This window comes from Caryophanon tenue, from assembly GCF_001700315.1.
Taxonomy (GTDB): Bacteria; Bacillota; Bacilli; order Bacillales_A; family Planococcaceae; genus Caryophanon; species Caryophanon tenue.
The window spans coordinates 365,870-380,285 of record NZ_MASJ01000001.1; the positions used below are offsets into that span (position 1 = coordinate 365,870).

Here is a 14,416-nt window from a genome sequence, read left to right on the forward strand (position 1 = left end):
GTTAAAGTATTTTTCTTCATGTAGTCTTTACATTTTGTTTATTTGTGCTCAATACAGGCTGTTTATAGTGTAGATAGTAACAACAAGCAAATAACAACAAAGTAAAACTTAACTGAGAATGTGGAGGCTATTACAAATGAAAAAGTGGAAGTATTTATCAATGACAGCAACATTAAGTGCAGCGTTATTTTTAGCAGCGTGTGGAGATGACACAGAAAACACAGATGCTGGCGCAGAAACAGAAGAAGGCACAGATGCTGGCACAGAAGAAGCAGCACTATCAGGTGAAGTAATTGGTGATGGTTCTTCAACAGTAGCGCCAATTACAGAAGGTTTAGTAGAGGAATATAGCGCTGCACAACCGGATGTACGAGTATCAGTAGGTGTATCAGGTACAGGTGGAGGATTTGAGAAATTTATCAACGGTGAAACAGATTTCTCAAATGCATCACGTGACATTAAGGACGAAGAAATTGCTGAGCTTGAAGCAGCGGGCATTGAATATACAGGTCTTGAGCTAGCGTATGACGGGTTATCAGTTGTTGTAAACCCTGAAAATACATGGGCGGAGAACTTAACATTAGAACAATTAAAAGCAATTTGGGTAGAAGATGGCACAACGAAAAAATGGTCTGATATCGACCCATCATGGCCAGACGAAGAAATCGTATTCTACTCACCAGGTGCTGACTCAGGTACATTCGATTACTTCAATGAAGTAGTACTGGAAGAAGAAGAGTTAGTAAACTCAGCAACATTATCAGAAGATGATAACGTATTAGTACAAGGTGTACGTGGCGATAAAAATGCAATCGGATTCTTTGGTTATGCATATTACATCGCAAACGAAGATTCATTAAAACCAGTATCGATTAACGGTGTTGAGCCATCAGGTGAAACAATTGCTTCTGGCGACTACACGCCATTATCACGTTCATTATACGTCTATGTAAACAACGAAGCAGTGAAAACGGACGACGCTGTATATGATTTCATGAAATTCACGTTAGAAAATGCCGGTGAAATGTCAGAATTAGTTGGTTATGTGCCGCTAAATGATGATGAATACCAAGCAGGTTTAGACCTTCTAGAAGGATTACGCTAATTGCAAAAGCGGTGTGGTGCTCATATTGAAGCGTCACACCGCTTTTATTATCGAAAGGAGTATCATTTATGAGCGCAAGTAATGGACAATCAGTTCAAGCGATGATTGAAGCATCGAAAAACAAAAAAGGCAAAGTACTATTAGAAAAAACAATGCCAAAACTTTTATTGCTTACTGCACTTATCTCAGTTTTAACTACATTTGGAATTGTTTTTACACTGATTTTTGAAACGTACGAGTTCTTTACGCGCATTCCATTTATGGAGTTTATTACAGGAACACAATGGCTGCCATTCGCAGGGGATGCAAAGTATGGTATTTTACCCTTAATTTTAGGGACCTTGAAAATTACCGCAATTGCCGTTGTTGTAGCGGTACCATTAGGTTTAGCAGCGGCGATTTACTTAAGTGAATACGCGTCAGATAGCGCGCGTCGCATTATTAAGCCAGTTTTAGAAGTACTAGCTGGTATTCCGACAATCGTTTACGGTTTCTTTGCTTTAACGTTTGTAACGCCAGTTTTACAAATGGTGATGCCAGACGTGAAGATTTTCAACGCATTAAGCCCAGGGATTGTTGTTGGTATTATGATTTTACCAATGATTACATCGTTATCAGAAGATGCGATGACATCCGTACCAAAATCAATTCGTGAAGGTGCCTTAGGATTAGGTGCTACAAAGTTTGAAGTGGCGATTAGAGTGGTGCTACCGGCTGCGTTATCAGGAATTGTTGCGTCAATCGTATTAGCGATTTCACGTGCTATTGGTGAGACGATGATTGTATCACTTGCAGGTGGTTCGACACCAACATTTGATGCCAATATTACTGGTTCAATTCAAACGATGACTGCATATATTGTACAAGTATCAACAGGTGATGCTGGATACGGTACAACGATTTACTACTCAATTTATGCAGTTGGTTTCACATTATTTGTTTTCACATTAATTATGAATTTACTAGCACAGTACATTTCAAAACGCTTCAGAGAGGAGTACTAAAATGCGCTATATTGAAGAAGAAAGCGTTATGCGCAATATGGGCAAGCGCTTAACGAAAAATAAGCTATGGAAATACTTGTTTATGTTAGCGGTAGGTATTGCATTAGCATCGCTTGTTGTGTTACTTTTCCGAATTATTACACAAGGTACAGAATATTTAACATGGGATTTCTTAACGAGTTTTGCTTCTCGATTCCCAGAGCAAGCAGGGGTTAAAGCGGCATTAATAGGTTCTCTTTGGTTAATGTTAGTTGTAGCACCCGTATCGATGACTTTAGGCATCGGCACAGCGATTTATTTAGAAGAGTATGCAAAGAAAAATAAATTAAATGATTTTATTCGCATGAATATTTCAAACTTAGCAGGTGTACCATCAATCGTATTCGGTTTATTAGGTTTAACGATTTTCGTACGTATGCTTGATTTAGGAAAATCTGTATTAGCAGCCGGCTTAACGATGAGTTTATTAATTTTACCGGTTATTATTGTAGCCTCACAAGAAGCGATTCGTGCAGTGCCAAATGAGCAACGTGAAGCAAGTTTTGGCATGGGTGCAACGAAATGGCAAACCATTGTCCGCGTTGTATTACCAGCGGCAATTCCAGGTATTTTAACAGGTAGTATTTTAGCTCTATCACGTGCAATTGGTGAAACAGCACCACTTGTCGTTATCGGTATTCCAGTTATTTTACAGTTCTTGCCGGATGGATTACTAAGTTCGTTCACGGTTTTACCAATGCAAATTTTCGACTGGGCAAAACGTCCACAAGAAGAATTTATGTTTGTCGCATCAGCCGGCATTATTGTCTTAATGGTGCTATTAATTATTATGAACTCAATTGCAATCTTTATTCGAAATAAATTCCAAAAACGTTATTAAGGAGTAGATACGTATGGTACAGTTAGCCACAAACGAAGTGAAAAAAGGCAAAATTCTTGAGGTTAATGGCGCACCAGCTTTAGGCCCAAAAAAGAATGTGTTTGATACAGTAGGATTAGATTTATGGTATGGAGAGCACCATGCGTTAAAAAATATTAATTTAGGTATTCAAGAAAATGAAGTAACGGCAATCATTGGACCTTCAGGTTGTGGTAAATCAACGTACTTAAAAACATTGAATCGTATGGTAGAGCTTGTGCCAATCGTTCGTACATCAGGTGTCATTAACTACCGTGACCGTAATATTTTAGATCGTAACTACACAGTGGAAGAATTACGTACGAAAGTGGGCATGGTTTTCCAAAAGCCAAATCCATTCCCAAAATCAATTTACGATAATATTGCATATGGTCCACGTATTCATGGGATTAAAAATAAACAAATTTTAGATGAAATTGTTGAAAAATCACTGCGCGGTGCAGCGATTTGGGATGAAGTAAAAGACCGTTTACATGAAAATGCATACGGCTTATCAGGTGGTCAGCAGCAACGTATTTGTATCGCACGTTGTTTAGCGATTGAGCCGGACGTTATTTTAATGGACGAGCCAACATCAGCACTTGATCCTATTTCAACATTAAAAGTAGAAGAGCTTGTGCAAGAGCTAAAAGATAATTACTCAATCATTATCGTAACGCACAATATGCAACAAGCAGCACGAATTTCAGACAAAACTGCTTTCTTCTTGAACGGAGAAGTAGTAGAATTTGATGAAACGAATAAAATTTTCTCAACGCCAAGTGATAAGCGTACAGAAGATTATATTTCAGGACGATTTGGTTAAGGAGCGATGGAGAGTGAATGTAAGAGAGCGTTTTGAACTCGCATTGATGGGGATTCAACATCAATTGACAGAGTTAAGTGAATTAAGTATTTCTGCGTTAGAAATGGCATGTCAGGCATTACGTACACGTGATTTAAACTTAGCATTAAGTGTAATTGAAGAAGATATGCATATTAATCGTTTAGAAGAAATGATTAATGACCAAGCCATCCTATTAATTACGAAGCAACAACCTGTTTCAAAAGATTTACGTCAGCTAATGGTGATTATTAAAGCGGCTTCTGATATGGAGCGCGTGGCTGATTATGCAGTTGATATTGCAAAGGAAACAATTCGTATTGGTGAAAATTCGCCACATATTGACTTGAAAAATATCGAAGAAATGTGTCATAAAACAATTCAAATGTTACGTTCTTCGATGAATGCTTTCGTAGCGCGCGATATGATTAAAGCGAAGGAAGTAGCAGAGCTAGACGACCAAGTCGATGAGTTATATGGAAAAACGGTACGTGAATTACTACAGCAAAGTGTGAATGAATCATCACATATTAAAGTGGTATCGCATTTAATGTTCATTGCTCGTTTCTTAGAGCGCTGTGCAGACCACTCAACGAATATTTGTGAACATCTATTTTACTTAGTAAAAGGTGAGCACTACGAATTAAATAGTTAACTAAAAAAGTTGCCCGCAATTTGCAGGCAACTTTTTTGTTTATGCGAACGCAATCGCTGGACCGAAAAATTCGAAATGAATGTGTGAAGGATCGACATGTAATGAACGTAAATGTTGTAACGTCGCTTCCATAAATGGTGTTGGTCCACAAACATAAACATGTGTATGAGCTGTTAATAGTGGCGCAATTTGACTTGCTTCGATATGACCTGACTCATCTGAATAAACGATCTCATATGTACCGTTTAATGTGTCTACATGCGCGCTAATTTGTTGTGTAAATGCAGCAACTTGAGCGTTACGGGCATATTGTAGGAACGATACTGAACGGTTTTCTATAGTTTGAAGCATGGCGTATAGTGGTGTTACACCGATACCACCACTAATAAATAGGATAGGTGCATCTTCATTTGTTAAAACAAAATCACCTGCAGGAACACTTACATCTACAGTTGTGCCGATTGGTGCATTGTGTAAATAATTCGACATAGTACCATGTGCATCTGCTGCATCTTCACGCTTGACAGTAATTTCATAGGCGTTTGCTGTTGATTTTGTTACGGTGTATTGACGGTTAAATAAAAATTCTTCGCCAGGAATGGCTGTACGTAATGAAATATATTGCCCTGCAGTTGCTTGAGGCACCTCTCCACCGTCTGCACGCTGCAATGTAAATGTTGTCGCTACATCGCTTTGTACCTGCTTATTTGTAATGACAAATTCTTTAAAGAAGCGCCAACCATCATTTGCCTCTGCTTGTACATATAAATCTTCCTCAACGGAAATGAAAATATCAGCAATCACGCCATAAGCTTGTCCCCATGCTTCTAAAATGGCTGGAGTAGCAGCATCTCCTAATACCTCTTTAATCGCTGCTAGTAAAAATTCACCAACGATTGGATAGTGCTCTGGTAAAATACCTAAACTGCGATGTTTATGCGCAATTTTTAACACAGCAGGTAAAATGGCTTCTAAGTTTTCGATATGTACGGCTGCAGCATACACCGTATTTGCTAATGCACCTTGTTGACGTCCTTTACGTTGATTCGTCTGATTGAAAATATTTAATAATTGTGGATGTGCATCGAATAAATTTTTGTAAAAGGTTTTCGTAATCGCTGTACCATGCTCGGCTAATACGGGTACAGTGGCTTTAATCGTTTCAATTGTTTGTTGTTGTAACATGTTATGAACACGTCCTTTCTTCTATGCCTTTCAATATACGCGCATATTATTGTTAAAGCAATATTATAAATACATCTTTAACAAAACTGTCACAAAACATATATTTTAAATGAATGTTTTGTGTCATTGTCGAATATAAGTCGATTGTTTGACACTATTTCATGAATCCAACTGAAAATACAAAAAAACAAATGTTTTGTCGTATTGTATTTCAAAATGTTCTTTGATACGTTACATATACGTCGATACATACGAGATAGAAAAGACAGGAGACTTGTTAATGAAACGGATATCATGTTTAGTCATCGTGCTGTTGCTTAGTAGTGTATTGCCACCGATGACAGCGAAGGCACAATTTAGCGATGTAGAACAAGGACGTTCTTTATATGAAGAAATACATTTTCTTGTAGATGAAGGGATTATTCGTGGCTATGAAGATGGCACATTCCGTCCGAACGAACCAATCAGTAAAAAGCATATAGCAGCCATGCTCGTAAAAGCGTTGAATTTACCATTAACGAATATAAAAAACCCTGGCTATGCTGACGTGCCAGTGACACATGCCTATTATAAAGAAATTGCAGCAGGGTATACGGCAGGTATTTTCTCAAAAGCACAAAATTTCAAACCAGATAGCAGCATTTCACGTGCATTTATGGCGAAAATTATCGCAAAAGCATATGACCTAGAAGTGGTTATCGGCTCCTTTAATACGTCATTTCGCGATGTACCAGCGACAAATGAATTTTTTACACCGATTTCAAAAGTCGCATCGAACCAAATTGCAGGTGGTTATGAAGATGGCACATTTTTACCGGAGCGTTTAATTACACGCGCTCATTTTGCAGCATTTTTAGCGCGCGCGATGTCACGTGCGACAACATCTGTACTAAAAAATACTGCGTATACGTATTATTATGAGCAAGATGGCAAAACGTATCGTTATGAATACAGCAATACGAAGCAGGGGATGGATTATTGGGATATATATAATGAACAGACAAATATATATTTGTACACAGATGCCTATAAACAAGATGCAACCTTTTATGGGGAAACGACTGTAGGCTATGGGGGCTATTTATTAGAAGTGCCAGCACCTTTCCGTATTGGGCAAGTACAAGTACATTATCCATCGAATACAGCTGTGACGATTTTGAACACACGTGGTTTTTTAAGTGTACGCGGGACGAGTTATACAAATGTACTTGTTGTGAAGCAAGTGCGTCCGTCACAAGGCGTACTCATTTCTTATTATGCGACTGATGTCGGTTTATTATTAACGACAACTGGCGATGGGAACGAGTTGATTGTGTTATCGAACCGAGTGAAAAAGTAAAATGAGAGTAAGCAAAAAGAAGTATCCTTCTGCAACGACAATTGCTGAAGGATATTTTTTTGCATTTGGTGCTACGCCACATAGCGGACGCGTTTTCGCAGACATGGCTTGGGGCAAACACGATATTTATCACATCTCGTTCTTTGTAGATGTTCCTTTGTAATCTCTCGCGTGTACTGTTCTGTCAGAAGTCCGCGCTTCGTTTAACGGCGACATATGAATTTTTATCATCGAACATCATTGGCCTTTATTTGAATTATACGTTTGTCGCCGAACGCATTTTTTTGTTGGTGGAAACGCTTGTATAATTTCACAAATGGGTATAGAAAAGTATGGGAAAGAGGTAGGGGGTGCAAGAGATGCAGAGAATGATTGAACATGCTTTACAAAAAACAGACAGTGCACTGCGTTGTCCAGAAGAAAGTTTAGTGCGGTTTTATGAAGCGGTCTCGTACTCGAAAAAAACACAATTATTTATTGAAGAAACGATGCAAGAGGAAGATTTTTTATTCTTTTTCCGTGATATATGGGTGGCGCTTTATGAAGAGATGAGTTATCACATTCAAGAGATTGAACAACCATACCATCGTTTATTAGCAAAGGTGCTCGATACCAATGCTTATGTGATGTGCCGAAGAATGACCGTGAAAGAATCGTTGCCAGCGCTTGTTGGAGCGTATCATATTACGGAATATTGTTATCCACTTGTACATGATGACTATTTAGAAACGTCAACCGTGGAAGAACAGGTAGAGCGTGCCTATGAAATGATGCGCATGGTCATACAAGGTGTTGACGAATTAGTTGACTTTAATATAGGGATGTATGAATTTCGGGAACAAATTGTCATTGCTGAATTAATTGCTGATACGCAAGAAGCAAAAGAAATTGCGAAGTATAGTCGTATTTTCCAGCAAATTATTGATGAAGTCGGTGCAATGGCGACTGACACGTACACGACAGAGTTTGAATTAATGCAACATAGATTTTTTATTGAAGGCTCACCAGAAACAGTGACGGAATATTTGAAGAAGAAAAAAGCAGCAGAGACGATGCTCCAGTCACATTATCGAAATAATGTCATTTATGTGCCATTTCAGAACGCACAACAAGGGGACGGACCGTATATTATTTGTTTGGAGCAAACAGCCCGTACCAAACGCTTTGATATTCAAACAAAAGCGCTTGTACTTTTAATCAGCCGTTTAGCCAAACAATACGGACGTGATTTATGTATCATTCCATACGCAAATGACGTTAAGGGTCATTATTACTTTGAAAAAGGAAATATACCGGTGGACGAGTTGAGTCAATTTGTACGTCATTATGAAGACGGAGAAGCGAATATTTTGCCAGCGCTAAGCTTTGCATTAACCATTCTGCGGCAAAACGACGAGCAACAACGGAGCGATATTATCTTTATTACAGAAGGCGGTATGATTCGTGAACAGCGTCTTTTAGACAGTACGTATAAACAAGCGGTAGAAAGCTTTTTAACGATGCGTAATGTAGATGTATCGGCACTGGTGTTAAATGAGCGCCTATTTGATGAGCAACAGTACTGGTTTATTAATGATGTGTACTTTGCTGAGGAATTGTTTGAATAAAAAAGGTTGCGAAAAGGCGTATCCTTTTAGCAACCTGTTTTTTATGGCGTTGTGATAATCTCAGCAATACGTTCATAGCTCATGTCGGAGTTTAAACGATATTCACCGACTTGTAGGCGTTTATGATAACCGCCATTAACGAGAAACATTTCAAATTCAATGGCATTTGTAATAATATTGGCATCCATTAATTTTTTACTAATATCATAGCTCGTAATGCCGCGGTAAATAATGAGTTTTGATTCATAAAGTGTTTTTTCGTTATCCTCTGCAGCTACAGTTGGCTGTTCGGTAGATGTGTCAGCTGTTTGTTTGCTTTGTAAGTCGTCAATCGTTTGTTGTGCTTCGGCAAGTTGTGCAGTTAAAGCATCGACTTGTTTTTCAGCGACTGTAGACTGTTCGATTGTTGTGACACCTGGTAACGCAATATTGAGCGTTTGTGCACCGTAAAATAACCCACCGATTAAGAACGTTGCGATGCCAAAGCTGCGTACGGAATGTTTATTCATACCGCTTTTCCTCCGTGCTCTGTAATAACTGCAATCACTTCCGCCTCTGATAAGTTTGAGCGAGTGCCAATCTCCGTAATCGATAAACCTTGCTTATTTAAAGCGAGTACTTGACTGAGGATGATGGGATTAATATGTTTCGTCGCTTGTGGTGCGTATGCTTTTTTCGCAGCTGTTACAGGAGATGTCATGCTCTTTTTAAAAGCGACAGCTGTGTCGACCATCATTTCTTCTTCCAACGCTTTAATTCGTTTGTTTAGCTGATTTGTTTCTTGGTAAATGCTCATCGATAAATTTTCGACATCTTTTGCGACCTTTTTTGATGGGTCTTTCAAAAAGAATGAAAGGATGATAATGACAAGTCCAACTGCCATTAAGAGTAAACCAACATCCATATATGTCACCTCATTGTTTCGTACATTTTACAAAGAACTGTAAAACGCCTAATTCTTTTTTCATTGTAACATACGAAAGTTTAAAAGTTTATATGAATTAGGTGTAGATTTTTTATGAAACATATATTATAATGGAAAAGTCGTATAAATCAGCTCAAAATTTATAAAACGATTCTTGATTTAGAGTGGGAGGGTTAATGATGCGCGTAAACATTACTTTAGCTTGCACAGAATGCGGCGAACGTAACTACATTTCTAAAAAGAACAAGCGTAACAATCCAGAGCGTCTTGAACTTAAAAAATATTGCTCTCGCGAAAAGAAGAGCACTCTTCACCGCGAAACTAAGTAATTGCACATTAGCCAAAGCCACTTGTGGTTTTGGCTTTTTTCAATTTATACATAAGTGAGGGATTGACATGGACAAAAAGCAACTGCGAAATGAAACATTACACACATTACGTATGATGAACCAGCAGCAATATATAGAACGTTCGCATCAGCTAACGACACAATTGTTACAAATGCCAGCGATTCAAGAAGCGAGCGTAATTGCAGTTACAATCTCGGCTTTTCCAGAGGTCGCCTTACAGCCATTTATTGAAGCGCTGTGGCAACAGCAAAAGACGGTTGTCGCGCCAAAATGTGACGCTAAAACCCGCCAAATGGACTTTTATCAATTCACATCGTTTGATGAACTTGAGCAAGTGTATTTACATTTATATGAACCAAAGCGTATCCAGACGAATTATGTGTCACCACGACAATTAGATGTTATGATTGTGCCGGGTGTTGTATTTAGTACGGATGGCTATCGAATTGGCTTCGGTGGTGGCTATTATGACCGATATTTACCAACAACAACAGCGACACGTATTTCTGTCGCATTTGAGGAGCAAATACGGTCTGCTATTCCACATGAAGCACATGACTGTCCGGTACAATACATTGTGACCGAACAAGGAATTATTGTTAGTTCGTAAAGGAGAAAAGTGCAATGCAAAATTTATATGATATTATGCAGTTATTAAAACAATATGGTACGTTTATTTACACAACGGACTTTTTAGGCGACCTTCATTTAATGGAAGATGAAGTGAAGGAGCTATATAAATCAGGTATTATGGATATTAAAGATTACCAGATGGCGATGCTTATTTTGCGTCAAGAAGCAACGAAATACGAAATGAAAAAACGATAAACTAGCGCATGCTGTGCAGAGACAATCTGTAAAGCATGCGTATTTTTTTAGTTTAGTGATATAAAAAGAATTATCTTATTTTTGTTGGATTGAAACCTTTTTTCGGCATTTTCGTATACAATAATATTATATGCAATTTATGACAGCGTTTAAAATTGCATAAAAGGGTAAAAAGAATTAATATGAATAATATGTTTTTTACGAATTTTTACAAAAAGAAAATACGAGGGGATGTACGTGCTATGAAAGATAGAAAATGGCCAATACATTCGATATTAGCAGTCGCGATTGTCGCGACATGGTTAAAAACAGCGATTACGTATGAAATTAGCTTTGACCTCAATATTGAGAATGCGATGCAGCATTTTATTTTATGGTTAAATCCATTGAGTTTCTTACTCTTTATTTATGGTTTTGCATTGTTCTTTAAAAAGGCGAAAGCACGTAATCGATATATTTTAACGACGAGCGTTATTTTAGGGCTCGTATTATATGGGAATGTGGCCTTCTACCGATTCTATAATGATTTTGTAACGTTACCAGTGTTATTTCAAACGAGTAATTTTGGCGATTTAGGCACATCGGCTGCGGAAATTGTATCGATTTTTGACTTACTGTACTTTTTAGATATCGTCATTATTATTTTGGCAATGAAATGGATGAAGACAACGGATATGGAGACGGTTCGTGTAGATTCACAAGTGCGTCGTATGTACTTTACATTAAGTGCTGCGACACTCGTGTTAAACTTAGGGCTTGCTGAAACGGAGCGTCCACAATTATTAACGCGTAGTTTTGATCGTGAATTATTAGTGAAAAATATCGGGACATATAACTATCATTTATACGATATTTATATTCAGTCAAAATCATCTGCGCAGCGTGCGTTAGCAGATGGCAGTGAATTAGTTGAAGTGAGCAACTATGTAAAAGCCAATCAAGTGGATGTCAATGAGAACATGTTTGGTGAATTTGCAGGACGTAATGTCATTTTCATATCGATGGAGTCACTACAAAGCTTTGTCATTAATGAAGACATGAACGGGCATGAAATTACACCGTTTTTAAATGAGTTAACGAATAGCCCTGACACATTTTATTTCAATAATATGTATCACCAAACAGGGTTAGGGAAAACGTCTGATTCAGAGTTTATTGTTGAAAACTCATTATTCGGCTTAGGACGTGGTGCGGTATTCTTTACGCATGGTGGGAATACGTATAATTCAATGAGCGAAAAGCTAGGGGAAAACGGATATTATACAAACGTTATGCATGCGAATAGTCGTTCATTCTGGAACCGTGATATGATTTATCAATCGTTTAATATTGAGTCATTTGATGATGTAGAATCATATGACGTAAATGACGAAAACTCCGTGAACTGGGGCTTAAAAGATAAGCCGTTCTTTGAGCAATCTGTGGAATTAATGGAGAACATGCCACAGCCGTTTGCTACGCGTATGATTACGCTAACAAACCATTTCCCATTCACATTAGATGTAACGGACCAATCGATTCCAGAATATACATCAACGTCTGGTACACTGAACCGTTATTTCCAAACGGTGCGTTATATGGATGAGTCATTAGAACTTTTCTTTGAGCAGCTAAAGGAAACGGACATTTATGATAATTCAATTATTGTGATGTACGGAGACCATTACGGCATTTCTGAAAACCATAATAAAGCGATGGCACAGTTTTTAAATAAGGAAGAATTAACAGCATATGATGTTGCAAAATTACAATCTGTGCCAATGTTCATTCATATTCCAGGCTATACAGAAGCACAGCCAATCGACAAAATTGCAGGGCAAGTGGATATTCGTCCAACTGTTCTTCACTTATTAGGCATTGAAACAGATAAAGATATGCAGCTTGGCTCAGATGTTTTCTCGGAAGAACATGAAAACTTTGTGATTTTCCGTGATGGTCGATTCATTACAGATGAGGTCGTATACGCTGGGGAAGTTTGTTACGATGCGACAACGGGTGAGCCAGTAGATATCGCAGCATGTCAGCCGTATATTGAACGTGCGAATACAGAATTAGAGTATTCAGACCAAATTATTAATGGCGATTTACTACGTTTTTATGACCATACAACTGGTCAATTAACGGGTGAAGTGCTAACGGCTGAAGACGAATAAGTCATAAAAAAGTTATTTTCAACAGAAATATTGAAAATAGCTTTTTTTTATGCAAAAAACGTGTATAATGATGGTTGTTTCTGACAAGTAACAATAAAAACGTGTGGGAAAGGAGGTTGTCGACATGTACACTCGTTTTTATATAGTATGCATAACAACTGCGCTATTATTAGTAGGCTGTTCTTCTACAAATGCTGATCCAACTGTTCCTCTAGCAGTGCCGGAAATGACAGCGATTGAACCTCAACAAACAGCCATTTCTTCAGAAACAACATTAATCTCTGCATTAGCCGACCATACATTCCTATTTCAAACGAATGACGAGCAATACGAACTGTATACATACAATATGCTAACGGGTGAGCAAAAAACGGTACATACACAACAAATGCCAATTCGTGATGTGAAAGTCCATCCGTCTGGTGAGACATTTTTAGTGGTGTCAGCACCGTCTGCAACACTTGCGAACATTACGTTATATTCATTAACATTTGAAGCAATGTATGAAGTAGAAATACCATCATATGAAGTACTGACAACATTTGATACAGTACATCCACAACAGTTTGCAGTCACAGCTTTTAATGACCAATTTGATGCGACTGTCTATCAGTTTACAGCGGGCACATTGCAACAAGTTGCTGTGCCATATCCATTTGTATCAATGCGTGATAATGTATTATATACAGTAACAGAAGGCAAACTACAGCAAACAAAAGATGGCCTAACAGAAGTACTAGCAAATGATGTCACGTATGCGAAGATTACAACGACAGGCGTTTATTATGTAACGCAACAAACGCCGAACACACTGATAACGAGTGAGGGTGCGATTACACTTTTACAACCGATCGTGTCACTAGAGGAACAGCATGGAGACATGTATGTATGGACACAACAGCAACAACATTATGAATTAACGACTTTAAACGATATGATGCCACTTTTAACGGTAGCAAAACCGGTCCCTTTTTATCATCATGCTGAACAACATATTCTTGTTTACGGTGACTTTTATGAATGGGTAATTACTGGGAATGACATGCCGTTACAATGGCTTACAATAAATCAATAAAACAGCGTATAGGTTGTCAGAGGCTATGATGTGTATCATCGCATGAGCTCAGACAAACTGACGCGTCTATAAATGCAATAAAGCCACGGCGAATGATACATTCGCTGTGGCTTTATCTCCTATAGAGGAGGACTAATGTAGTTTCGGTGGGAAACCTTGGCTCACAAGCGTCATAATAACAAACCAACCGAAAATGGCTGCCGCTCCTGCATTGAATACTAACGCTAAAATATTCTTTTCTCGAATCGATTGGAAAATACCTAACACGCCACAAATTGCAATTAAACCGAAAATAACCATTAATAAGTTCATGACTACAGACACTCCTTTCGAGAACGATAGTAATAATAAAGTTCTCTTTTAATTGTATAAGGCTATGTTGGATTTGTCGAGAAATATTCAAAAAATTGCTACAAAATACAATAATTTTGTTGTTTTCGTATATTTG

Annotated in this window: 16 protein-coding genes; 12 read left to right on the top strand and 4 right to left on the bottom strand. The window is 38.1% G+C overall.

What is annotated here, in order from left to right:
• The first annotated feature begins 136 nt into the window (after positions 1-136).
• The 5 genes from A6M13_RS01670 (at position 137) to phoU (ending at position 4,506) form a co-directional block, all read left to right on the top strand.
• Positions 137-1,105 (top strand): PstS family phosphate ABC transporter substrate-binding protein, encoded by a 969-nt coding sequence (locus A6M13_RS01670; RefSeq protein WP_066542373.1) that lies wholly within the window; start codon positions 137-139, stop codon positions 1,103-1,105.
• A gap of 68 nt (positions 1,106-1,173) precedes the next feature.
• A complete protein-coding gene (gene pstC / locus A6M13_RS01675) occupies positions 1,174-2,109 on the top strand; it encodes a phosphate ABC transporter permease subunit PstC (protein WP_066542374.1) in 936 nt (311 codons plus the stop codon).
• Position 2,110: 1 nt separating this feature from the next.
• Positions 2,111-2,989, top strand: coding sequence for a phosphate ABC transporter permease PstA (gene pstA, locus A6M13_RS01680; protein WP_066542375.1), 879 nt, complete (start codon positions 2,111-2,113; stop codon positions 2,987-2,989).
• Between the two features lie 13 nt (positions 2,990-3,002).
• Positions 3,003-3,833: a phosphate ABC transporter ATP-binding protein PstB gene (gene pstB / locus A6M13_RS01685; RefSeq protein ID WP_083998152.1), complete on the top strand. Its 831-nt coding sequence runs from the start codon at positions 3,003-3,005 to the stop codon at positions 3,831-3,833.
• Between the two features lie 13 nt (positions 3,834-3,846).
• Complete coding sequence (gene phoU / locus A6M13_RS01690; protein WP_066542376.1) at positions 3,847-4,506, top strand: phosphate signaling complex protein PhoU; 660 nt, start codon at positions 3,847-3,849, stop codon at positions 4,504-4,506.
• Between the two features lie 39 nt (positions 4,507-4,545).
• On the opposite strand, the gene hmpA is transcribed toward phoU, so the two are convergent.
• The gene (gene hmpA, locus A6M13_RS01695; protein ID WP_066542377.1) at positions 4,546-5,691 is read right to left on the bottom strand and encodes an NO-inducible flavohemoprotein; all 1,146 of its coding nucleotides are present in this window, start codon (positions 5,689-5,691) and stop codon (positions 4,546-4,548) included.
• Positions 5,692-5,971: 280 nt separating this feature from the next.
• On the opposite strand from hmpA, the gene A6M13_RS01700 reads away from it, so the two are divergent.
• Together A6M13_RS01700 and A6M13_RS01705 are read left to right on the top strand one after the other, a co-directional pair.
• Complete coding sequence (locus tag A6M13_RS01700; protein ID WP_066542378.1) at positions 5,972-7,030, top strand: S-layer homology domain-containing protein; 1,059 nt, start codon at positions 5,972-5,974, stop codon at positions 7,028-7,030.
• A 359-nt stretch (positions 7,031-7,389) separates the two neighbouring features.
• A complete protein-coding gene (locus tag A6M13_RS01705; RefSeq protein WP_141680883.1) occupies positions 7,390-8,637 on the top strand; it encodes a VWA domain-containing protein in 1,248 nt (415 codons plus the stop codon).
• Between the two features lie 41 nt (positions 8,638-8,678).
• Here the strand turns inward: A6M13_RS01705 and A6M13_RS01710 are convergent, their stop codons facing one another.
• Together A6M13_RS01710 and A6M13_RS01715 are read right to left on the bottom strand one after the other, a co-directional pair.
• A complete protein-coding gene (locus A6M13_RS01710) occupies positions 8,679-9,146 on the bottom strand; it encodes a hypothetical protein (RefSeq protein ID WP_066542380.1) in 468 nt (155 codons plus the stop codon).
• The gene (locus tag A6M13_RS01715) at positions 9,143-9,541 is read right to left on the bottom strand and encodes a hypothetical protein (RefSeq protein WP_066542381.1); all 399 of its coding nucleotides are present in this window, start codon (positions 9,539-9,541) and stop codon (positions 9,143-9,145) included. The genes A6M13_RS01710 and A6M13_RS01715 overlap by 4 nt, the downstream gene beginning before the upstream one ends.
• Before the next feature lie 200 nt (positions 9,542-9,741).
• On the opposite strand from A6M13_RS01715, the gene rpmG reads away from it, so the two are divergent.
• The 5 genes from rpmG (at position 9,742) to A6M13_RS01735 (ending at position 13,968) form a co-directional block, all read left to right on the top strand.
• Positions 9,742-9,891, top strand: coding sequence for a 50S ribosomal protein L33 (rpmG, locus tag A6M13_RS15955; RefSeq protein WP_083998154.1), 150 nt, complete (start codon positions 9,742-9,744; stop codon positions 9,889-9,891).
• A 67-nt stretch (positions 9,892-9,958) separates the two neighbouring features.
• Entirely contained in the window at positions 9,959-10,522 is a 564-nt protein-coding gene (locus A6M13_RS01720) for a 5-formyltetrahydrofolate cyclo-ligase (RefSeq protein ID WP_066542382.1), read from the top strand.
• Positions 10,523-10,536: 14 nt separating this feature from the next.
• Positions 10,537-10,740 carry a YqgQ family protein gene (locus A6M13_RS01725; protein WP_066542383.1) on the top strand — a complete coding sequence of 68 codons (204 nt, stop codon included), beginning with the start codon at positions 10,537-10,539 and terminating at the stop codon, positions 10,738-10,740.
• Between the two features lie 242 nt (positions 10,741-10,982).
• Positions 10,983-12,893, top strand: a complete 1,911-nt coding sequence (locus A6M13_RS01730) for an LTA synthase family protein (RefSeq protein ID WP_066542384.1) — start codon at positions 10,983-10,985, stop codon at positions 12,891-12,893.
• Positions 12,894-13,017: 124 nt separating this feature from the next.
• A complete protein-coding gene (locus A6M13_RS01735; protein WP_066542385.1) occupies positions 13,018-13,968 on the top strand; it encodes a YqgU-like beta propeller domain-containing protein in 951 nt (316 codons plus the stop codon).
• Positions 13,969-14,100: 132 nt separating this feature from the next.
• Here the strand turns inward: A6M13_RS01735 and A6M13_RS01740 are convergent, their stop codons facing one another.
• On the bottom strand, positions 14,101-14,280 hold the full coding sequence (locus A6M13_RS01740; protein WP_066542386.1) for a DUF2759 domain-containing protein: 180 nt from the start codon (positions 14,278-14,280) through the stop codon (positions 14,101-14,103).
• Positions 14,281-14,416 lie beyond the last annotated feature (136 nt).